We start from the raw sequence: 20,186 nt of genomic DNA, 5'->3' as shown, positions 1-20,186 counted from the left end.
GGAGCTTCGAATGGACAATCTTGAGCCCCGCGACGATCTCTGGATCGTCGTTATCGACGCTGAGCGCCACTACTCGGTCTGGCCGCAGGACAAGCAAATTCCGGTGAGTTGGGAGGCCGCGGGTTTTTCCGGTTCGCGCCAGGAATGCCTGGCTCGTATTCGCGAGGTCTGGAGCGATCCCCGCCCGCTCTCCCTGCGCTCGGCCATGTCAGCCGATGCGCGTCTCTGAAAACGTCTGGATGGCAAGATGAACAAGCAGATCACCAATTTCGCCGATGCCCGCCCGACCGATGCGGCGGTGGACACAATCTTCGAAAGCTTTCCGCTGACCATCGCGCAGAAACGCATCTGGTCGCTGGAACAGATCGGCAATTACACGGTCTTTCCCGACCAGGTCATCGGGCTGCGACTGAGCGCCGGGATCGACGTCGAGACGATTGCCGGTGCCTGCCGCGCGCTCGTGGCCGAGAATCCGTCGCTGGCCATCCGATTCCGCCGGCTCGCGGGCGGCCGCATCGAGCAATATCGCGGCGCATCGAACGCCGTGCCGATCGAAATCCTCGGCAAAGAAGGCGCCGCTCCGTCCGAGACTGAAGCCTTGGCCGCGCGAAAAGCCTTCCGCGACAGGCGCTTCGATCTCCTGGAAGGCCCGGGCGCGCGCATCCAGATCATCCTGCTTGCCGGTGGACAGTCGCTTCTGACGATCGTGCTGCATCCGATCATCTGCGACGAGCGGGAAAAATCCTTTCTTGCCTATTCCCTGGCGCGAATTCTTAGTAGCGAATCCGCCGGGGATGTGCGCGCGGCGGAAATTTCGGCCGGAACGCAGGAAGCCGAGTGGTTGCAGACGGATGAGGCGCAGGAAGCGCTCGCATATTGGCGCGACACGATCGGCCTCGACTATGTGGCTTCGACCTTCCCCACCCGCTTCAACAGCGGCGGACTTGCAGGCGTAGCGCGCGCTGAGCATCGGTTTACGATCGAGTCCGACCTCTGGTGCAAGCTGGAACGACATGCGGGGAACAAAGGATTTCAGGTCGAGCGTGTCCTTCACGCCGCCTTCTGCGCATTGCTGGCGCGCTACAGCGGCAACTATGCTTTGCTGACCGGGCTTCTCGTCGCGCGGCCCAACGCGAAGCATCTGGCCAGCCGCGGCCGCGCCGAACAGGTTCTTCCCCTAGTCCTGCCGCTCGCCTCCCGACATACCCTCGACGACGTCGTCGCGACGATCTCCTCGGTGACGGAGGAGGGCTTGCGCCGGCTCGTGCCCCTGGAGCGCATCACGCAGGAACTGGTCGTCGACGAGGTCGCCGCTCAGGAAGCGGTTGTAAAGGCGCTGTTCGAATTCCGCGAGCCCTACCCGGTTGCGAAAGATGCGGTGAACCTGGAGCCACAGGGCGCGCGCGCCGACAGCGAACTATCCCTGGTGATCGAGGCGCGTCCCGACGGGAGCGCGTCGGGGCTGATCGACTATGCGCAGGACCTTTACGACGGCGCCTTGATTGCCCGCATCTCCAGGCATTTTGGCCTGGTGCTCGAGCAGATCGTCGCGCAGCCAACACTGCGGATCAAGGATATCGAACTCGTCGGCAGCGACGAGCTCGACTGGTTGTCGGCGCCGTATGAGGATAATGTCGTCAACGACGACCGGCCGGTCCACGAGCTGATATCGGCCCATTCGCGACGGACGCCAGAGAAGACCGCGATCGTCTACGGCGACGAGGAATGGAGCCACGGCTGGCTGGAGGCGAGCACCAACCGCCTCGGGCATCGGCTGCGGCAGCTCGGGGTCCGCGCCGAGGTGACGGTCGCGATCTTCATCAAACGGTCGCCGGAGGCGATCGTCGGCATCCTCGCGACGCTGAAGGCCGGCGGCGCCTATATTCCCGTCGAGCCCGACCATCCGCCGGTCCGCAACCATCACATCCTGCGCGATGGCGGCGTCAAGATCGTCCTGACCCATAGCTGGCTGCGTCATCGGCTGCCGGAAGAGCTCGACGCCATCGTCCTCGAACTCGATAAGACCGACCTCGACAGCGAGCCGGATACGCCGCTCTATGTTCCCACGCACAAGGACCAACTCGCCTATGTGATGTACACCTCGGGATCTACCGGATTGCCGAAGGGGGTGGCCGTCGAGCACGGCCCGTTGACGCACCATCTGCAGAATACCTCCCGGGTCTACGGCATGAGCTCGGAATCTCGCGAATTGCCGTTCCTGCCCTTCAGTTCGGACGGCGGCCATGAGCGGTGGATGAATCCGTTGATGGAAGGCGGCAGCATCATCCTCCCAGATCAGCCGCTCTGGACGCCGGAGGAGACATTGGCGGCGATGCGCAAGCACGGCGCCAACAATGCGAGTATTCCGACGACCTATCTGCAGCAGCTGGCGGAATGGGCCGATTTATCGGATAGCGCGCCGCCGATGCGTCTCTATTCCTTCGGCGGCGAGGGGCTTGCGCAATCGACCTTCGATCTTCTGTCGCGGGCGCTGAAATCGGAATGGCTGATCAACGGCTACGGTCCCACGGAAACCATCATGACGCCGATGGTCTGGAAGGTGCGAGCCGGCACGAAATTCCAGGGCGTCTATGCCCCGCTCGGCCGTGCCGTCGGGCTCCGGCGTGTCTATGTGCTCGACCCCGACCTCAATCCGTGCCCGATCGGCGTGACCGGCGAGCTTTATATCGGCGGCGAGGGTATCGCACGCGGTTATCTCGGCAAGCCGGATACGACGGCCGATCGCTTCATCCCCGATCCCTTCTCGAAAGAGGGCGGCCGGCTTTACCGCTCCGGCGATCTGACGCGTTGGCGTGAAGACGGAACCGTCGAATTCGTAGGCCGTGTCGACCATCAGGTGAAGCTCCGCGGATACCGCATCGAACTCGGCGAGATCGAAGCGGCTCTGTTGCAGCAGCCCGGCGTCGGCGAAGCTCTGGTCGTGCTGCGTGATGACGATGCCGAGGGCGAAAAGGCTCTGGTTGCCTATGTCGTTCCCAAGAAGGATGAGACGCTCGACCTCGAGACGGTCCGGTCCGGCCTCGAACGCAGCCTGCCTTCCTACATGGTGCCGGCGGCGGTGGTCGAACTCGAAAAGATGCCGACCAACCCGAACAGCAAGCTCGACCGGTTCGCGCTGCCGGCGCCGCAGCCGGTCAAGCGCGCCATCGTCGAGCCGGCGACCACGCTCGAGGAAGAGGTGCTGCAGGTGTGGCGCCAGGTTCTCAAGCTGGAGGCGATCAGCGTCGAGGACAATTTCTTCACGATCGGCGGCAATTCGCTGGGCGCGATCCGTATCCTTTCGCTGCTCCGGCAGCGCCGGCCGAAGGTTCCGCTCACCGTCGCCGATATTTTCAACAATCCGACTATTCGCGCTTTTGCCGGCGTGATGGAACAGGGAGCAGAGCGGGACCTGTCCGAGGTAATCGTGCTGCGCGCATCAGGCGCCAAGCCGCGGCTCTATTGCTTCCCCGGCCTTCTCGTCAGTACTCGCGAATATGTGAAGCTGGTCGATTATCTCGGGGTCGATCAGCCGGCGACGGGCTTCATTTGCCATTCTCTTTCCGAGAAGAAGGAAGTCGGCGCGCCGATCGAAGAAATCATTGAGAGTTACGTCGATTATATCAGGACGCACAGCAGGGGAGCCCCTTGCTATTTCCTCGGCTGGTCCTGGGGCGGTCTGCTGGCCTACGAGGCGGCCCGCACACTCGGTAACGAGGTCGACGTCAGGATGATGGCGATGGTCGACGTTTGTGACCTCGGCTCCGAATTCGCGATCGGCGCCAAGCCCCGCTTCCGGCCCGGCGAACGCGACGCGCTGCATCGGGACGTGCAGGCTTGGCTGCAAAAGACGGCGATGCGCTCCGAATGGGACCGGCTGCTTTCGACGATGGACGCCGATACCTATGAGCAGTTCCTGCGCTTCGTCGGGGACGAGAAGGATCCGCTTCCAACTGACGGGCCTGACATCAGCAGCCGCGAACATACATTCTGGGTGCTGATCGACAATGCGCTCATCTTCCGCAAGCATCGGCTCGTTCCCCATGACGTGCCGATCTATCCCTGGGCGGCCGACGACAGCCTCAACCGCGGCCTCAACCTGATCGACTGGCGCCGCCTGTCGCCGCGGGCGCACGCGGCCGAAATCATCACGGGCACCAACCACCTGCACATGATCGGGTCTCCCGCCTTCCATTCAAGGCTTGCCCTGCGTCTCAAGGAAACAGAGAAGGATAACGCATGACCGTCGCTTTTACCCGCAGGGATGCCCTGAACGAGCCGCTCGATGTTGCCGGCATAGGCATAGGTCCGTCCAATCTGAGCCTTGCCTGCCTGTTGGAATCAGTGCCCGAGCTCCGCAGCCGCTTCTTCGAGCGGCGCGGCTCCTTCGACTGGCATCCCGGCATGATGATGCCCGGCGTAGAACTGCAGTCGTCCTTCCTGAAGGACCTCGTCACCCCGGTTTTGCCGACCAGCCGCTGGTCCTTCATTTCCTATCTGGTGGCCCATAAGCGGCTCTACGCCTTCTTGAACGCCAATTACGACGCCGTTCCCCGGCAGGAATTCGCCCGTTACCTCGCCTGGGTGGCAAAGGGCGTGGAGAGCCTGCGCTTTTCCACCGACATACGCGACGTCGAGCACCGCGACGACCGCTTCGTGCTACGCTTCGACAATGGCCAGGAAGAGGCGCGCAACCTCGTAATCGGCACGGGGTCGTCGCCTTTCGTGCCCGATTGGGCGAAACCCTTCCTGGGTGGGGACTGCTTCCACAACAGCGAGGCCAAATCGCGTCTCGGCGATCTCAAGGCCGCCCGTATCGTGGTGGTCGGCGGCGGTCAGAGCGGCGGTGAGGTGGTCGAGGCGCTGCTTGGTGACCCGAGTTCGATAAAGGAGCTGACCTGGATCAGCCGGCGACATAATTTCGAACCGATCAACGATACGCCATTTTCGAACCAGGTCTTCTCGCCTGAATATGTGCAGGCCTATCTGAAGCTCGGCGGCGAGCAGAAGCAGGCAGCCTTGAAGAACTCGATCCTGACCAGCGACGGCCTGTCGATTTCGACGATCCATTCGATCTACCGGCGGCTCTACGCGCTGCGTTATCTCGAACCGAGCGCGCTCAACGCGTCGCTGTCGCCGAGCCGCGATGTGATCCAGATGGAGCGGAATGGCAATGCCTACCGGCTCATCGTCCGAAATCATTTTGACGGCGGGATAGAGGTGCTTCATGCCGACGCGGTGGTTCTTGCAACCGGCTACAGGTTCCGATTGCCGGATGCGCTCGGCTCGATTGGCGAAAGAATAAGTCTCGACAGAAACGGCTACCCCAGTCTGAATGACGATTACACGATGCAGTGGACAGGTCCGAGGACCAATCGGCTGTTTGCGCAGAATGCCGGCCGGTATTCGCACGGTATTGCCGACTCGCAGCTCAGCCTGATGGCTTGGCGCAGCGCAACCATCATCAACGCGCTTCTCGGCCGGCAGCATTTCGATGCGGAGCCAGACAACGCTCAACTCGTCTGGGCGACGCAGGCCGCTTCCGCCATGCCACATCAGCTCCAGGCCGGCTATTCAGACGGTATGATGTCGTCCTGAAACATAGCCACGCGAATGCCTGGGAGAGCGCATTGAGAACGGACAGCCAGCGCGATGACGTGCTGGCTGCCGCCCTCGATCAGATGGTGATGCCATGCCTGGTCGGCGGTGCCGCCCTTTGCCGCGACAGGAGTGCCATCCTCCCAGGAAAAAGTGATGTTGCGAGGATCTTCACCGAGCCCGACCCCGAGCGCCTTGAGGTGGCTCTCCTTCAGCGCCCAAAGCGCAACAGCCGCGCGCGGACGTTCACGTATGGGCAGATGGTCCAGCCAGCGTCGCTCGTCGGCGCTGCAATAGGTTACCAGTGCTGCCTCCTCGATCTCGGCGTCCGCGCGCTCACAATCTATTCCGACGCACTCGCATTCTGAAGCGACGGCGACTGCGACCAGCCCATAGGCATTGGCAAGGCTGAATTGTGGCGCATCACGACGGTCGAGCGCCAGCCTGCCGTGCTCGTCTGCAAGCAGCACTACCTCGCCCGGTTGGATGCCGGCATGCGCGCTCAACATTCGCCGCAGCAGATACCTGCCGGCGATGAACGAGGTTCGGTCCCGGTCGAATCGGTAGGTTGCGGCACGCTCACGCTCATTCGGCGAAAGCGTCCGCATCCAGTTGCTCTGGTCGCCATCGTTCTCCGCATACCGCCAGAGCACGACATTGATCGCGGCAAGTTGATTTTCTGATTGCTGCATAGCGCCTCAGCCCGAATGGCCGGTTGACCTGGATTAGCTGTAACCGAGAGACTTGAGCGTCGCATCCATCCAGAAGAAGCCCGCAAGCGCCGTCAGGGCCGTTATCGAGAACAATATCCAGCCAGCCGTCGTCAGGGACTGCCGCTCGGCATCGCGATAAGGATACCGGTTACCGGTCACGAGCAGATAAAGACCGAACACCGTGCAAACGGCAATAAGAACGACGATGCGCGGCATCCATGTTACTGTAGCCGCTCCGAGTTCCGATTGGTGAAGCGGCTGCCAGACGGCAACCCAGGCCATGACGACGCCGACGAGAAGGATAAGCATTCCACCCAGCCGATACCTGATTTCTCCGAACATCATTCCTCCCGCAGTGCGCGTCCCAATGGATTTCGCCAGCATAGAAGGAAAATTTGCGCGGGTGAAGCTTTGCGCTCTGATCAGTCCTGTTGTGGAGGCAGCTCTCTGACAGCACACTTCAGAATTTATCGATGAGGTCGATATATGGTCTGCAGCGGCAGGTTAGCGGATAGACGATGAACGATACGATTGTCCTTTTTCACGGTAATGCCCGGACGAAGAAAAGCATGGAGAAGCTTGCAGAATTTTTGTCCGGCCACGGTCATCGGGTTGTGAACGGCTGGCTATCAATTAGCACTCTTTAAAATATTCAGTGCGACATTCGGGCGAACGAAGAAGCGAGACCGCCTTGAGCAACAAACGATCCAGAACAAACGTCGAGCTTGAGAACCTGCTCCGCCAGCTTGGCCTGGCCCTTGAAGCATCCGGGATCGGCATCTGGCAGCACAATATCGCAAAGAATCAGACTCGCTGGGACGAGCAGCTCAAGCTCATATATGGTGTTCCGAAAGCGCCGCTCGATGTCATCTGGCTCGACAGCGTCCACCCCGACGACGTGGGGCCGACCAATGAAATATATTTGCGCGCGATCGAAACCAAATCGGATTATGCATCCGAGTTTCGCATTGTTCGACCGGATGGAGCGATCCGCTACCTGCGCTCGCGCGCCCGCTATTTCGTTGATGCGGCAGGCGACGGTTGCTTTGTCGGCGCCGAATGGGATGTGACGGACGACGTCCTTCTTAACAAGGAGCTGGAGAGAAGCCGGGCGGAAGCTCGGTTCGCCGCCGATCACGATCACCTCACCGGACTTTTGAACCGGCGCAGCTTTGATTTCGCCCTGTCTGAGCTTGCCAGGCAGGAAGGCGTCCGAGTTGCGCTTCTTCATATAGATGTGGATCATTTCAAGGAGATCAACGACCGCTTCGGGCATGCGGTCGGCGACCTCATTCTCTGTCATGTCAGCGAGATTCTCTTGGAGGCTATTTCCGCGGGAGACCTCGCGGCACGCCTTGGCGGCGATGAGTTCGCTGTTGTCATCGCCGAGAACAAGTCCGGCAAGACGAACGCCGTGCTCGATCATATTCAGCGACGTCTGGAAAGTCCTTTTCCTGTAGGCGACCAGGCGCTCAGCGTGCAGTGCTCGATCGGCGTTGCCAGCGCCATGAGCGCAGAATTCGCCAAGCTGCTTTCCCAGTCGGACCTGGCTTTGTACCATGCCAAGCGGAATGGTCGGAATCGCGCCGAGATTTTTACCGATGAGATGGCCTCGAGCCTAGCCAACGAAAGGCAGCTTGCCCAGGATCTGCGATCCGGATTGGCGCTCGGGCAGATCCGTCCGTTTTATCAGGTGCAGGTCGACGCCAGGTCATTCCGAGTAAACGGCGTCGAAGCTCTGGCGAGGTGGCACCACCCGGCGAGAGGAATTCTCGCTCCGGCCCATTTCCTGTCTCTCGCCTCGGCGAACGGATTGGTCGCAGAGCTTGACGATGTCATACTGAGGGCTGTCCTGTCGGATATGAAATCCGCGGCCTCCCTGCTGGAGGGCATCCGGTTATCCATCAACCTTTCCGCAGATCGTCTCGATGATCCCGAATTGACAACAAAGCTCGGTGGCTATGACATCCCTCCCGGCCGGTTGAGCTTCGAGCTGATTGAGACGATATTCCTGGACAGCCTAAGCGATCGGGTGCGCCAGAACATCCAGGCAATCAAGTCCTTCGGTATCGACATCGAGATCGACGATCTCGGATCAGGACATGCTTCCCTGTTGGGCCTGCTTGAGCTCAGGCCGGACCGCGTCAAGATCGACCGCCGGCTTGTGATGCCGATACTGCAATCCGTGCCCAGCCGACGGCTCGTCAGTTCGCTGGTCGACATCGCGCGGGCGCTCGACATGGAAGTCATCGCTGAAGGGGTGGAAACCTTCGACCATGCCAAAGTGCTTGCCGATCTCGGCGTCCACACTCTCCAGGGTTATGCTTTTGGACGGCCGCAGTCCTTCGCCGATCTGGCGGCGCGATTGGAGCAGGAGGCACTGGAGTTCGGGCAACCGGATGTCGTGCGTTTTCCGTCCGGAATTGCGTAAAAACAAAGGCTAGAGCGGTTCTGCGCTTCGTTAAAAGCTGAACCGTTCTAGCTTGCTTTCCAGTTCGCATTGTCGGGGATCGACCGCTGAGGCACGACCACCTGGATGATGGACGGGCTGTTCAGGTTTTCTTTGGCGCCGTTTATGGCGCCCTGCAGTTCGCCATAGGTATCCACTTTCCAGCCTTGGCAGCCAAAGACCTCCGCCAACTTGCTGTAATTCCATCTGTGCAGAATGCATGAATTGTAGAACGGCTTGTTGCCGTGGAAAACCGATGCATCGGCAAGCCACTGCTCCACGCCATAGATGCCGTTGTCCATCACGAACACGATCGGGTTGAGGTTGAAACGGGTTTGTGTCGAGAGGCATTGAGCGGTCATCTGAAACCCGCCATCCCCCGCAAAGACCAGCAGCCTCTGTTTATCTTGCTTCGCCAGCGAAACCCCGGTCGCGGCCGGGCCAATATAACCGATCGCCGAATAGGATGATTGGACGATGAAACCGCGGCGAGCACCCACTTCAAGAAGCAGGCTCCCGAAATAATTCAAACTGGCGTCGGCACCAACGATCGTGTTTCCGTCGATCTGCTGCTGAATGAAATCGTAGAAGCCCTGATAGGTGATCTCGGCTGCTGGATTCACGACCGGCGCTTGCCGAGCGGTTTTCGCCGGAAGAGTTTGGGCTTTGCACGTCAGCCTTTTGTCGATCAAGCCGTTGACGAGATCCGCCAGCGAAACCTGTGCATTGAAGATCGTGCCGTATTTTACCGTATCCCAAGAGGCGAATGCGGTTTTATCAAGATCGACAGGCCAGCCCAAATCGTTGATATCAGTCAACCAGACGCCCAGCGCCAATACGAAGTCGGAGTCTCTGACCAAAGACTGGACATCGGGTGACGACGATTTGCCATCAAACACTCCGGCAAATTGGACATCGTCTTCCGACAGGATGGCCTTGCTCAGAAGCTCAGTCACATAAGGAATTTTGAGGTCACGAATGAGCCGCTCCGCCTGGTCGTGAAGGCCAAACCGGTCGATCTCGACACCGATCCAGATCAAGGGTTTGGTGGCATTTTCCAATCTGTCGCTGATTTGCGCGATCGACTGATTGAGACTGTCTTCGTCGGATATGACGGGCGCCGCCTTCAATGCATTCGAAGGGCGCGCGCATTCGAGGTCGACCATATCCTCCAGCAACTCGATATAGACCGGACGTCTTTCCGTGATGCACTGTGTCAGCGCATAATCTATGAGCATTGGCGCAAGATGAGGGCTGTCGATGCGGACGGTAGCGGCGGTTATGTATTCGAACACCTGAAGATCCGTTTCCCGTCCGCTGATGAAGTGATGCGAACTGTAGCCGGTTTGTTCGAATGTCAGCGTTTTTTGGATGCTTGGCGCACCGTTGATCAGAACGACCGGCACCTTCTCGACGTAAGATCCGGCGATCGCATTTGTTGCGCAAAGCGAGCCCGCGGAATAGGTGACGCACAGCGCGCCAATTCCTTTCAGTCTCGCATAGCCGTCGGCCGCGTAACCGGCATTCAGTTCGTTCACCTCTTCGATGACCTGAATACCGCTTTTCTCGACATAGCTGTTTACCCATTCGATCGAATAATCGCCCGCTACGGAAAACAGGTGTCCCAGGCCAAGTTCGCCAAGTCTGTCGACCAGATATTGTCCAACCGTGTATGTATTGCCCATGTTCAAACGGCTCCCCTGTTGAGGACAATTGATCTATATTAGAACTCGCTCGCGTTATCGAATAAGCGCGGTATGTATATGTCGAATATTCCGGGGCATTTTCGCTCGGGAAATCTTTCCAGCAGGAAGCGCTTGAAGGCATCATTGGTAAGTCCGTTGCCGGCGGCCTCCATGGCGGCGGACAAATACTCTATATTTTTGGCAACCTCGTTTTTGTCGGCCGGAAAGCCGTGACCGGGAAGGAACAGATCATAATCGGAGAGCAGCATGCCCTGCAAAATCCCAATCCAATGCTCCATGTATTTCGTCAGATAAAGGTGCGTTCCGCTGTAGATCAGGTCTTGCGCAATAAAAACGCCCACGTCCGGAAGACCTATGGTGAGGAGAAAATCGATCTCCGTATCAACGACTTCATCAAATACGTATCTGACTCCGTCGATGATCTCGTGGCCGGCGCGGACGGTTTTTTCGGGAATCACCAAGCTCTTCGGAGCGAGGTTGCCCAGTTTCCAATGGTCGTTCAGGGAATCCTGCCCATGCTGCCTCAGGAACTCCTTCGTTTCCGACAGTGCATGAATCGGAATGTCGCTGAAGGCGGCTCCCAGGCCGAACCAATGGTCGGGGTGCCTGTGCGACAGATAAATCCGGTCGATCTCCTTGCCGAGACTGTCGGCATAGGCCCTGAATTGCAGCGCATAGGGGACGAGGAATTGCCCATCGACAAGAACAAGCTTGTTCCTGCTTTCGATGATGTGCGTCGCGTTGGCGATATTGTCATCCGTGAAAGCTGAAATGAACGTGTGAATACGGACATCGCCTGCTCGCCTGACGATTTTAATGGGACCCGGCAATTGCGCCACCATAGGTATCTCCCTGATTGAAAGGTCATTTGTTGAGGTTTGACGTTCACCCGGGCATGGCGGAGACTCGGTTCCCCAGCATTCGCGGGCTGTTTCCAACATTTGCGCGCCGGAGCGCGATCACCGATGAGATCGACGGCCGTGGGACGCGAACTTTTCCTCCAATGTCCTCAGGGCGGCGCGCGCAATGTCGTAGGCGCTGTCGACGCCCGCCTCCGGCGCGTCCTCGCCGGGCCGCCAGAAACGTCTGCGCGTCATTCGCATGGAGCTCTCGAAGGGGGGAATCGCGTTGAAGACTTCGACGAGATATGGGCCGGAATAGACCGGCTCGATTTCGTCCAGCATGATCTCCCAGGGAATCCAGCTGTCGCTGACAGCGCCCCGGTCCGGCGCCGAGATATGAACGTAATTCAGCCGGCTCTGCTGTGCTGCCCGGGCGACATTTTTCCTGAATATTGCCGGCCCCTGGCTTTCCATCACGACCTGAGCCGTATCGATCGTGACGCCACAGACCGGAATGTCGGCGCTTTCGAGAAAATCCAGCGCCTCCGAGACCATGGTCGGCCCGGGCGTTTCCCAATTCTTGACGGGTTCGATGGCGAGCTTCACCCTCTTCTCGGCAGAATATTGCGCCAATTCCCGGAAGATGGAGGCCGCCGCCGCGTATCGTGGCTTCATCCAATCCTGAAGTGCGTCGCTCCAGATCCCATCGCCATCATCCGTCAGCGGAAAGATACCATAGGGGTACAGGAACGGCCCCGACATGATCGTATTCTCCCCGCCCAGCACCGAGGTGATGTCGACGCGGGATTTGAGATAGGACAAAGCCTGCTTGCGCTGCTCCTCGTAGGGCGAGGTCGGATCGAAGCTTCGCGTGGTCCCCACATTGGTTGTGAACGTCACACCCCGGAAGCCTGCCTCATCGAACGCCCTCTTGAGGCTGATATAGCTTTCAACCTCAGCATGATGACCGACATGGGCCGGTCCTGGGGCGATATGCACATCGAAGCCGGTGTAGCCGATCTCGGTAAGAGCTTTCAGATGTCTGACGAGAACCTGAGTATAGCCCGCGTCATTCGGTCTCAAATCGGCTGTAAACATAAAGAAGCTGAAAAATATATCTCGCCTGCGTGCCTCTTCCATCTTCATCGCTCCAGCTGTGGCTATCCAGTAATGCGTGGTTCACATGATGTCTCGACTGGCTTTGTGATGAGGCGGAGATCCATCCCGTCTCATTCACATTGCCGTAGGGCTGAAACAAACGGTGCGTCCGCGCAGGGCTACCATCCAAGCAGCTTGCGCAGATATTCGCGGCCCATCTTCGCGTATTGCAGCGGATTGGCCTTGGCCGGATCCTGCTCTGCCTCGACGCAGATCCACCCGGCGAAATCCGCCTCTGCCAACGCATCGAGTATTTCCGGAAAGGTTTCTATGGAGCCGTCGCCCGGCACGGTGAAGATCCCCGCCTCGATCCCTTGCTGGAAGGACAATTCTCCCGTGTGAATCTTCGTGACCACCTCGGCGCGAATGTCTTTCAGGTGAACATGTTTGATGCGGTGGGCGTATTTTCTGGCCAGCGCCAGCGGATCGACACCGGCGGCCGCCTGGTGCGCTGTATCGAGAAGCATGTTGACCAGGCGAGGATCCGTCTCGTCCATGAGCCGGTGGATCGCTTCCGTCTTCATCACCCCGGTTCCGAGGTGCGGGTGATAGCAGAGCCGGCGGTTGCGGGCCCTGGCTTTCTCTCCGGCTGCGTGCAGGCCTTCGATCAGCTGTTTCCACTGGTCCTCGGAGAATTCGGGGCAATTGGGAAACAGGGCGACCGGAAGCGGATTGACCGCTCCGCCAAACTCGGCGACGACGAGATCGGCCCTGCGCGGATCGTCGCTGCCGCCTTCCATGGCTTCGAGGAAGTCGAGCTGAGCATCGACGCTTTCAAGCGTGTGACGATTCATCGCCTTTATGGTGAAGTAAGTACTCACCCAAGGCTCGGAAATCCGCAATCCCCTGAGTTCGAGGACGGGGCGCAGGATTTTCGGATCCGTCGGATATTTATGGCCGACGCCGCACCCGACATAGCCGGCGAGCGCCATTTCACTCAGAGCCTGCTCATAGGGGATGCCAATGTCGATGTTGATGAAATCGTCATTCCACCAGAGCGTGGGGATGACGCCGAGCCAGACCTTAGCGGGCGTCAGTCGATGCAGATATTTCGTCATGGCGTTGATCCAGTTCTTTGAAGACAAGCGGAAGTGGCGTCAGGTCAGATTTTGGACCGGGGGCCGGAGCCGGAATTTTCGGTGGAAAGGCCCAGGAGCCGAAGCCCTGCCCCTTGGCGCCAGGAGGGTGGGCTCCGATCGCCTTCCAGAGCAGACCCTCGATATAGGCATCGGGAGAAACGACGAAGGTGGTATTCGCGGGCCTGGGTCCAAAGCGCTCCGTCCAAGCGGAGGACAGCTCGAACCAGGTGCCGGAATACCAGAGCTTGATCAGCGCGCGGGCCACGTCTCCGAGCAATTCACTGCCGAGGATGGTCGTGCGAACTGCCTGGATACGCGCCTTACTTTCCGGCGGTGGCAGGGCAGTGAACGCGGCCAGCAGCGCGTCGGTGATCTCGCCGCCGACCACCGTGTCGAGCGTGGCGAGATAGCGTTCTGCCAGGCCGGTTCCCAGAAGGTCGAAGTGGGAGAAGGCCGTCAATTCGACGGAAAGGCCCAGAAAGGGCTCGAAACGGCTGCTCATGCGTTCACCTCCGCCTGCCGGGTGACGGCTGGCTGTTTGATACCGCCGGGGATCTCATAGGTGGGGCTGCCGTTCTTGCCGGGATGCCCCGGCAGCGGATTGCGGACGAGTTCGAGGATCATGTTGCGGAATTCGAACATCATCGGAACGGCTTCCAGCAGCAGGTTTGGCTGGCCGTTATAGGCACGCGTCAAAAGCTGGAGAAATTCGCCATAGCGCGTGTTGAAGGCGGTCGCTGCCTCACGCAGTTCCGAACCTTCGAGTATGTCCCCCACTTTCAGGTTCTCTTTTATGGGATGGGCGCCCTCCCAATCGACCTGCAGGTGCGGACCCGTGGGGTGGCCGGGCTGGTCGCCCTTCTGGTAGTAGCGGCCTTTGACCAGTTCCTCGAAACGATAGTAATGGGCCAGTTCGTGGTCGTCATCATCGTAGATGCCGCCGCCGTCGCCCTCGCCCTGTTCGATGATGAGCTCGATGGCTTCCTGGGCACTTTTCAGATCAGTCACCGGAAACAGCTCGCCGCCGCCGGAGTAATAATATTCCGAGGTGATTTGGCGCGACCCATCGCCGGTAAAGATGGTTGTGCCCGCCCCATGCGCTTCCGCTTCCAAGTATTTGATGCCTTCCGCGATCGCCGAGTAGAACTCGCCGATACTGTAGAAATGGAAATCCTCATGCCTCGGATGGCTGGCAAGCGCGGTGATATCAGGCGGAGTTTTGCGGTATATCAGGCCCTTGCCGACGAGATGTTCAGGACGTTGGGCCGGCCGCTCGATCTTCAGGAAGGTCGCTAGCGCCTCACGGCCGAAAGCCTGGATGCCGACCTTGAAATCGGTCTCGCCGTCCGGCAGGGCGGCGGGATATCTGGCTACGAAGTCCGGCCTGACAAGATCCGGCTTGCCGCCGATGGCATTGAGAATATTGGCCGCGATCGTCAGATGCAGCATTTCTTCCACGACGATCACGCGCAAAACCTGGGTTGCATCCTGGTTGGCGCCGGGCTTGATCGAGTAAAGCGCCGTCAGATACGGCGGAATCGTCGCATGTTCGAGCTGCATCGCCCGGTAGAGGAACTCTTTCAGCTCATCGAGCGTCTTGATACTGGAATCCATGCTCATGCTCCATGAAAATGAGTTGGGTGCACCGGCCGGCTTCGCGTTGCCTGCATCGAACCATCGGTTCGTTTGCGCGCTGGATGCCGGCCTTCGTTCAATGCAGAGACTTGAGAATGTTGCGACCGCTTCGGAAGCACATGGCGGCCAGCGTCAAGGTGACATTGGCCGTGCCGATCGTCGGCATGCTGCCGCCGCCCACAAGATAGAGATTTTCGTGGTCCCAGCTGCGCTGGTTCTTGTCCACGACGGAATTGGTCTTCGTCGTTCCCATGATATGGGTGCCGGCCAGATGATTGCCGCCGCGGATCGCATAGCCTTGTCCCTCATAGGCCACATAGCCGTAATCGCTGGGGTCGTAATGGGTATGGTCCCGCGCGCCGAGGCGCGCAAAGACGGTGCGCGCAAACTGGCGGCCATAGGCGGCACCCTTCATGGTATATTCCGGAACCGTGAAGGACAGGATGGGCCGCATGTTGCCCAGAGCATCGGTATATTGCGGATCCACCGAGATGCGGTTGCTTTCGACGGGCATGACCTCGATCATGAACGCCAGCAGCAACTGCCGCGAAACCTGGTCGACCATGCCGCGCCGAAGATCCGCGCCATAGAGGTTGCGATCATCCACCAGTTCCAGAAGGTCGGAGGTCGGCGCACCCGTGGCCCAACCCCAGCCATCGTTATGGATATCGATGGCGAAGGCGGCCTGCTTTTCCCGGAAAGGGCCGTCCCGCAGGTCGACAATACCGCCCGTCGAACTGGTTCCGCGCATCGTGCCGCAGATCTCAGGCATCAGTGCCCAGTTCAGCAGGTAGGCGTGGTCCATCAGATTGCGTCCGACAAGACCGCTGGTGCTGCGCAGGCCGGAGGCCAGCATAAGACGCGCCGTTTCGATGGCGCCTGCCGCAAGCACGAAAATCTTGCCCTTCACGGTGATGGTCTCGTGGGCCGGTGAGGCCGGGTCCTTGTAAATCTTGACCTCGAGAGAGCGGACTTTCCCGCTATCCGGATCGATGTTGACTTTCGATGCGACCGCCTGCGGCAACAATTCGACAAGCCGCTCGCCCCTTTCCCCGCTTACAGCGAACGCCTTGGCAAGTGATTTGCCGGAGTGGTAGCGCGCTTGCACGGGACAGAGCGGTACGCAGTTGGTGTTGCCTTGGCAGCGACCACCCTCTTCGACCTGATGTGTATCGACTGCGCCGATTGGACGGTAGCCCTTCCCACCGTCATAGGCCGGGTTTGGTATGCCATTGCGCCCCTGCGGATAGGGCCTGACCTTCAGGGGATAGGTCTTGTCGTAAAGTTCGACGCTGGTGCCCTCGATGCCTTTGTTGACCTGCTGATCCAGATAGGAAAGCGGGATGCCGCGCATGGGAAAGACATAGTCGTCCGGGAACGTCTGCCCGAGATATTGCTGATCCTCGACATTTGCCGATACGCCGATTTCCCGCTCGGCCAGGCGGTAATCCTCCTCGACTTCCTCAAAGCTCAGCGGCCAGTCCAGCCCCTGGCCAAAAAGCGTGCGCGTTTTGAAATCCGAGCGAAGCAGACGGGGCGTTTTCGCCTCCCAGTGCATGGTCGTTCCGCCGAAAATGCGGGTATATACCGTATCACTGACATAAGGGCCGGATTGAACGATATAGTTCGAGCTATCGGTTTCCCCCGCCTGCAGCTTGCGAAGTTGCGGGCTGCGGGGTATGGCCGCGTTCGCATTCAGCGGAAAGGGCGACTGGTTGTCCTTGGAGGCTGCCGAATAAAAAGTCGTCAGCAGATTGTCATAGCCTGCCAGAGTACTATTGGCACCGGTTCCGGCTTCAAGGATAAGGACACGTTTGCCCGCTTCCGCAGCCTGCTTGGCAATGATTGCTCCGGAAATGCCGCTGCCGACGATCACGATATCGTAGTCGCCAGACTCTGCGACGGTCTTGGCATCGGCTCTTATTGCCGATTCGAGGGGAAAAAGCACTTTGATCCTCCATTAATCCCAAGCCGCATCAGGGCTTTGCGAACCATGCCGTTCTGGACTCAATCGAGATTTCAGGCCCTAGGGCCTTCCATCGTCATGATTTCGCGCCGCGAGAGTTTCGGGGCTTGGACTTGGCGGCCGGCGCGACGGCGCGGGCTCTGACTGCCGAGAGAAAGGAGGCATAGCTCCAGGTCAGATTCCGGACGCTTTTCTCGTAGCCGACGGTTCCATCGAACTGTTCGCTGAGCTCATAGTGATCGCTGTGATAGACGATGGCGCGCAGCATGGCGTCAGACGAAGCCCGCAGGGCAGCCGACGCTTCGGCGGCGCTGCTGGATGCGCCAAGTCCCAGTTCCGCGAAGAAGGGTTCGGAGAACTGATCGAGGGGGATGGCGCCGCTGGCATCGATGGCATTGGCAAGCCGATATTGAAACTCGGCGAAGTTGGCGGTGCACAGAGCCCAGGGATGCCCGCCGACCACTGGAGCTGCCACATCGCCATCGTAATGGTCACCTGGATAGCGCCCGAAGAGTGGTCCGAGCCCTTTGGCCGCGTCGGCGCCATTGACCGGGTAATAGTTCGAAGACGAAGGATCGGCCCACTGGCGCCGCAGAATGGCCGCCGTTGCCAGAAGCTTGGTATCGGTCGGCTCGATCCCGCCATAGCAGACCGAAGAGACGATATCGATGTTCGCGTCATAACCGGCTTGCTCCGCGGCATCCAGAATGCTGACATAGAGCTGCCCGTTCCAGTGGGTCGCCAGCTGGCTTTCCAGCCACGAGATGGCATCGGCCACCCCGGCAGGCACCGCAATACCGATCGTGTTTGCGGAAATTTCCCGGAAAAAGCGCAGCTGTACGGCTCTGGCGAAAAACGAATAGCCTTCATATTCCTCCCAGAGATTTGTGGTCTTGTTCTGGTAAACTTCGAGAAGATAAGCGAGGTTGGCCTCGACCAACTGTTTGGCGATCGTCTGCGTGGCGCCATCCAACTGATCGAACAGCGTCATGATCGCGATCGACTGAATGGCCGGCCCGTCATTCTGCTCCGACCACGGGCGAACCTCGCCGGCGATGGTGAAGCAGGCGTGGCCAAGTGTGACGGTCGCGGAATTCTTGGCATTCGCCTGGCAGAGCGCGGCGAAGTTTACATAGTCGACTAGGCTCGGCGAAACTCCGCCCGGGACGGGCAGCAATCCGGCTAGCGCGATCTCGATGGCCGTAATGGCGCCGTCGCGGACCCAGTTGAAAACATAGTCCTGGTCGACACCCGGCGTGTTCGCTGGATAGGAGGGTGCGGCGATGACGCAGCCGGGGGCCGAAAAGACGCCGGGCGATGTGGGATCCTCGATGACATAGCCATCGCTTGTGATGTTGCGCATCATAAGAAGAGAAAAATAGCGCGATAATGCGACCAGATCGGTCTGCGCGAAGGCAGGCCGCGGTTTTACCGTAGGCGCATTGGCGCCGATATGGGTCGGGTTCGCACCCGTCATTGACTGACTCCAAAGCGCAACTGTCATCGACTGACTCCAAAATCGGTTGAGACTTGCCGTGACCAGATCAAGGAAACATTCCGGACCCGGATGAGAGAAATATTGCGGTCGAATGGGCGTTGAGAGTGAACACAAGGTCTCTGAGGAGGGCAGGGTGGCTGGCCGTTTACCCTCGCTTCAGTTGCACCTTTAACTGGAAAGATCGTCGACGTTTTGTTTTTTGGCAACCTGAACGTGTTGATCTCAGGTCAAAAAATCTCAGGGAATTGCGCTTGGCTTTACGGGTGCTCCGGCGGGATGGATTCGACCAGCCCAACGAGATTGGACCGTGTTGCCGCAGACCGGTTGCGCAACGCCAGGATCATTTGCAGTTCCGCGGGGGAGATCGCGCTGTTCCTATGCCAGTCCATAGTGCCACGCCCGAGCAGCAGCCAGTCGAGGGAGACATCCAGCAGGTCAGCGAGCGCGCAGGCGCTCTCCAGCGAGGTATGACCGCCATTCTGCCAGCGTGAGACGGCGGCGACGGACACGTCTAATTCGGCCGCCAAGGCGTGAACTTTCCGGAACTTGCCCCGGGATATTGCCTCTCGAATACGTCTGCCGCGTGCCATGTCGTAGGTCATCAAGAATCCTCCCTCTTCTTGCTCGGGATAACCAAGAGCTTTCGATCGACGAACATCAGAAACTTCTTATGGAAGGGGAAGGCAAAGCCAGGCACTGGTCAACCTGGTGAAATATCCAGATTGCCCCCGCTCGGCCTCCTGTTGTGAAACGTCAGCACATCAGGAGGGACGGATATGTTGCGGATACTCACCAAAGACATGCTCGATACCGATCGACGTGCTTTCGATGAAATGTTTCGGGCTCGCGCCGCCGTTTTTCGCGATCGGCTGGGATGGCAGGTGGATGTCCGGGATCAATGGGAGAGGGACCGATACGACGAGGCCGAGGATCCCGTCTATCTCGTCACGCATCACCCTTCCGGCACGCTGACGGGTTCGCTGCGCCTGCTGCCGACCACCGGAGCGACGATGCTCAAAAGCGAGTTCCGGCATTTCTTCGATCAGCCCATCGACGTCGATAGCCCGACGACCTGGGAATGTACCCGCTTTTGCCTTCATCCGCATGTCGGGCAAATGGAGCAATCGCGCGCAGTCGCCACGGAGTTGCTCTCAGGGCTTTGCGATCTTGCGCTCGACACCGGTATCGAGAGCATTGTCGGCGTCTATGACGTCGCAATGATTGCTGTGTACCGCAAGATCGGCTGGAGGCCGACGGCGCTTGCCCGATCCCGGCCGGAGATCGGCAAGCTGTATGTTGGCCTGTGGGATGTGACGTCGGAGAACTGTCGAGCACTTCGGGCCAACCTGTCCCGACTTCTGGAGCAAGCCTCTCCCAATCCTGCCGGAGCCCTTGTCGATGGCGGCATGCGGTAAGCGCAGCCGCTGTCCCGCCGCCATCAAGTGGGATGGTCAGCCTTTAACCTGTTCTTCATGTCGCGCCATGGTTGCTAAAAAATACCCTGTTCTCGGCTCTCGCGAAATGTTACCAATGCGAGAAGTT

Annotated in this window: 16 protein-coding genes and 1 pseudogene; 6 read left to right on the top strand and 11 right to left on the bottom strand. The window is 59.3% G+C overall.

Features of this window, described 5'->3' with window-relative positions; genetic code table 11:
- Positions 1–10 precede the first annotated feature (10 nt).
- The 3 genes from FFR93_RS20405 to FFR93_RS20395 are packed head-to-tail and all read left to right on the top strand — an operon-like array spanning position 11 to position 5,598.
- The gene (locus FFR93_RS20405; protein ID WP_138394540.1) at positions 11–229 is read left to right on the top strand and encodes an MbtH family NRPS accessory protein; all 219 of its coding nucleotides are present in this window, start codon (positions 11–13) and stop codon (positions 227–229) included.
- Positions 230–247: 18 nt separating this feature from the next.
- The gene (locus FFR93_RS20400) at positions 248–4,243 is read left to right on the top strand and encodes a non-ribosomal peptide synthetase (RefSeq protein ID WP_138394539.1); all 3,996 of its coding nucleotides are present in this window, start codon (positions 248–250) and stop codon (positions 4,241–4,243) included.
- Positions 4,240–5,598, top strand: coding sequence for a SidA/IucD/PvdA family monooxygenase (locus tag FFR93_RS20395; protein ID WP_138394538.1), 1,359 nt, complete (start codon positions 4,240–4,242; stop codon positions 5,596–5,598). The genes FFR93_RS20400 and FFR93_RS20395 overlap by 4 nt, the downstream gene beginning before the upstream one ends.
- Here the strand turns inward: FFR93_RS20395 and FFR93_RS20390 are convergent.
- Both FFR93_RS20390 and FFR93_RS20385 read right to left on the bottom strand, forming a co-directional pair.
- Positions 5,571–6,290, bottom strand: coding sequence for a 4'-phosphopantetheinyl transferase superfamily protein (locus FFR93_RS20390; protein ID WP_138394537.1), 720 nt, complete (start codon positions 6,288–6,290; stop codon positions 5,571–5,573). The genes FFR93_RS20395 and FFR93_RS20390 overlap by 28 nt on opposite strands.
- 33 nt (positions 6,291–6,323) lie before the next feature.
- Complete coding sequence (locus tag FFR93_RS20385; RefSeq protein WP_246661345.1) at positions 6,324–6,620, bottom strand: hypothetical protein; 297 nt, start codon at positions 6,618–6,620, stop codon at positions 6,324–6,326.
- Between the two features lie 209 nt (positions 6,621–6,829).
- On the opposite strand from FFR93_RS20385, the pseudogene FFR93_RS20380 reads away from it, so the two are divergent.
- A pseudogene (locus FFR93_RS20380) lies at positions 6,830–6,931 on the top strand (lipase); the annotation flags it as partial.
- 71 nt (positions 6,932–7,002) lie between these two features.
- The gene (locus FFR93_RS20375; protein WP_246661344.1) at positions 7,003–8,742 is read left to right on the top strand and encodes an EAL domain-containing protein; all 1,740 of its coding nucleotides are present in this window, start codon (positions 7,003–7,005) and stop codon (positions 8,740–8,742) included.
- Between the two features lie 47 nt (positions 8,743–8,789).
- On the opposite strand, the gene FFR93_RS20370 is transcribed toward FFR93_RS20375, so the two are convergent.
- The 9 genes from FFR93_RS20370 to FFR93_RS20330 form a co-directional block, all read right to left on the bottom strand.
- Complete coding sequence (locus FFR93_RS20370) at positions 8,790–10,445, bottom strand: thiamine pyrophosphate-dependent enzyme (protein WP_138394757.1); 1,656 nt, start codon at positions 10,443–10,445, stop codon at positions 8,790–8,792.
- A gap of 38 nt (positions 10,446–10,483) precedes the next feature.
- Positions 10,484–11,308 carry an MBL fold metallo-hydrolase gene (locus FFR93_RS20365; RefSeq protein WP_138394534.1) on the bottom strand — a complete coding sequence of 275 codons (825 nt, stop codon included), beginning with the start codon at positions 11,306–11,308 and terminating at the stop codon, positions 10,484–10,486.
- Between the two features lie 117 nt (positions 11,309–11,425).
- Positions 11,426–12,454 (bottom strand): TIM barrel protein, encoded by a 1,029-nt coding sequence (locus FFR93_RS20360; RefSeq protein ID WP_171049223.1) that lies wholly within the window; start codon positions 12,452–12,454, stop codon positions 11,426–11,428.
- A 131-nt stretch (positions 12,455–12,585) separates the two neighbouring features.
- Complete coding sequence (iolE, locus tag FFR93_RS20355) at positions 12,586–13,524, bottom strand: myo-inosose-2 dehydratase (protein ID WP_138394532.1); 939 nt, start codon at positions 13,522–13,524, stop codon at positions 12,586–12,588.
- Complete coding sequence (locus FFR93_RS20350; RefSeq protein WP_138394531.1) at positions 13,490–14,047, bottom strand: hypothetical protein; 558 nt, start codon at positions 14,045–14,047, stop codon at positions 13,490–13,492. The genes iolE and FFR93_RS20350 overlap by 35 nt, the downstream gene beginning before the upstream one ends.
- Positions 14,044–15,159, bottom strand: coding sequence for a ferritin-like protein (locus FFR93_RS20345; RefSeq protein WP_138394530.1), 1,116 nt, complete (start codon positions 15,157–15,159; stop codon positions 14,044–14,046). Before FFR93_RS20345 ends, FFR93_RS20350 begins: the two co-directional genes overlap by 4 nt.
- A 97-nt stretch (positions 15,160–15,256) precedes the next feature.
- Positions 15,257–17,128 carry a GMC family oxidoreductase gene (locus FFR93_RS20340; RefSeq protein ID WP_138394529.1) on the bottom strand — a complete coding sequence of 624 codons (1,872 nt, stop codon included), beginning with the start codon at positions 17,126–17,128 and terminating at the stop codon, positions 15,257–15,259.
- A 94-nt stretch (positions 17,129–17,222) separates the two neighbouring features.
- Positions 17,223–18,650: a glycoside hydrolase family 15 protein gene (locus FFR93_RS20335; protein WP_138394528.1), complete on the bottom strand. Its 1,428-nt coding sequence runs from the start codon at positions 18,648–18,650 to the stop codon at positions 17,223–17,225.
- A 251-nt stretch (positions 18,651–18,901) separates the two neighbouring features.
- Complete coding sequence (locus tag FFR93_RS20330; protein WP_064708525.1) at positions 18,902–19,246, bottom strand: helix-turn-helix domain-containing protein; 345 nt, start codon at positions 19,244–19,246, stop codon at positions 18,902–18,904.
- Positions 19,247–19,420: 174 nt separating this feature from the next.
- Here FFR93_RS20330 and FFR93_RS20325 point away from each other — a divergent pair, with 174 nt between their 5' ends.
- Entirely contained in the window at positions 19,421–20,059 is a 639-nt protein-coding gene (locus FFR93_RS20325; RefSeq protein WP_138394527.1) for an acyl-homoserine-lactone synthase, read from the top strand.
- Positions 20,060–20,186 lie beyond the last annotated feature (127 nt).

Origin of the sequence: Rhizobium sp. MHM7A (assembly GCF_005862215.1) — a bacterium.
GTDB classification, from domain to species: Bacteria; Pseudomonadota; Alphaproteobacteria; order Rhizobiales; family Rhizobiaceae; genus Rhizobium; species Rhizobium bangladeshense.
Note: the sequence above shows the minus strand (reverse complement) of the source record. Positions and strands in the feature narration are given on the sequence as shown.

Bases quoted from the DNA above. Each gene is read 5' to 3' on its own strand.
- FFR93_RS20350 (WP_138394531.1), bottom strand. From the start codon at position 14,047: ATGAGCAGCCGTTTCGAGCCCTTTCTGGGCCTTTCCGTCGAATTGACG.
- FFR93_RS20395 (WP_138394538.1), top strand. From the start codon at position 4,240: ATGACCGTCGCTTTTACCCGCAGGGATGCCCTGAACGAGCCGCTCGAT.
- FFR93_RS20365 (WP_138394534.1), bottom strand. From the start codon at position 11,308: ATGGTGGCGCAATTGCCGGGTCCCATTAAAATCGTCAGGCGAGCAGGC.
- FFR93_RS20330 (WP_064708525.1), bottom strand. From the start codon at position 19,246: ATGACCTACGACATGGCACGCGGCAGACGTATTCGAGAGGCAATATCC.
- FFR93_RS20345 (WP_138394530.1), bottom strand. From the start codon at position 15,159: ATGGATTCCAGTATCAAGACGCTCGATGAGCTGAAAGAGTTCCTCTAC.
- FFR93_RS20400 (WP_138394539.1), top strand. From the start codon at position 248: ATGAACAAGCAGATCACCAATTTCGCCGATGCCCGCCCGACCGATGCG.
- FFR93_RS20335 (WP_138394528.1), bottom strand. From the start codon at position 18,650: ATGACAGTTGCGCTTTGGAGTCAGTCAATGACGGGTGCGAACCCGACC.
- FFR93_RS20360 (WP_171049223.1), bottom strand. From the start codon at position 12,454: ATGAAGATGGAAGAGGCACGCAGGCGAGATATATTTTTCAGCTTCTTT.
- iolE (WP_138394532.1), bottom strand. From the start codon at position 13,524: ATGACGAAATATCTGCATCGACTGACGCCCGCTAAGGTCTGGCTCGGC.
- FFR93_RS20405 (WP_138394540.1), top strand. From the start codon at position 11: ATGGACAATCTTGAGCCCCGCGACGATCTCTGGATCGTCGTTATCGAC.
- FFR93_RS20390 (WP_138394537.1), bottom strand. From the start codon at position 6,290: ATGCAGCAATCAGAAAATCAACTTGCCGCGATCAATGTCGTGCTCTGG.
- FFR93_RS20325 (WP_138394527.1), top strand. From the start codon at position 19,421: ATGTTGCGGATACTCACCAAAGACATGCTCGATACCGATCGACGTGCT.
- FFR93_RS20370 (WP_138394757.1), bottom strand. From the start codon at position 10,445: ATGGGCAATACATACACGGTTGGACAATATCTGGTCGACAGACTTGGC.
- FFR93_RS20385 (WP_246661345.1), bottom strand. From the start codon at position 6,620: ATGCTTATCCTTCTCGTCGGCGTCGTCATGGCCTGGGTTGCCGTCTGG.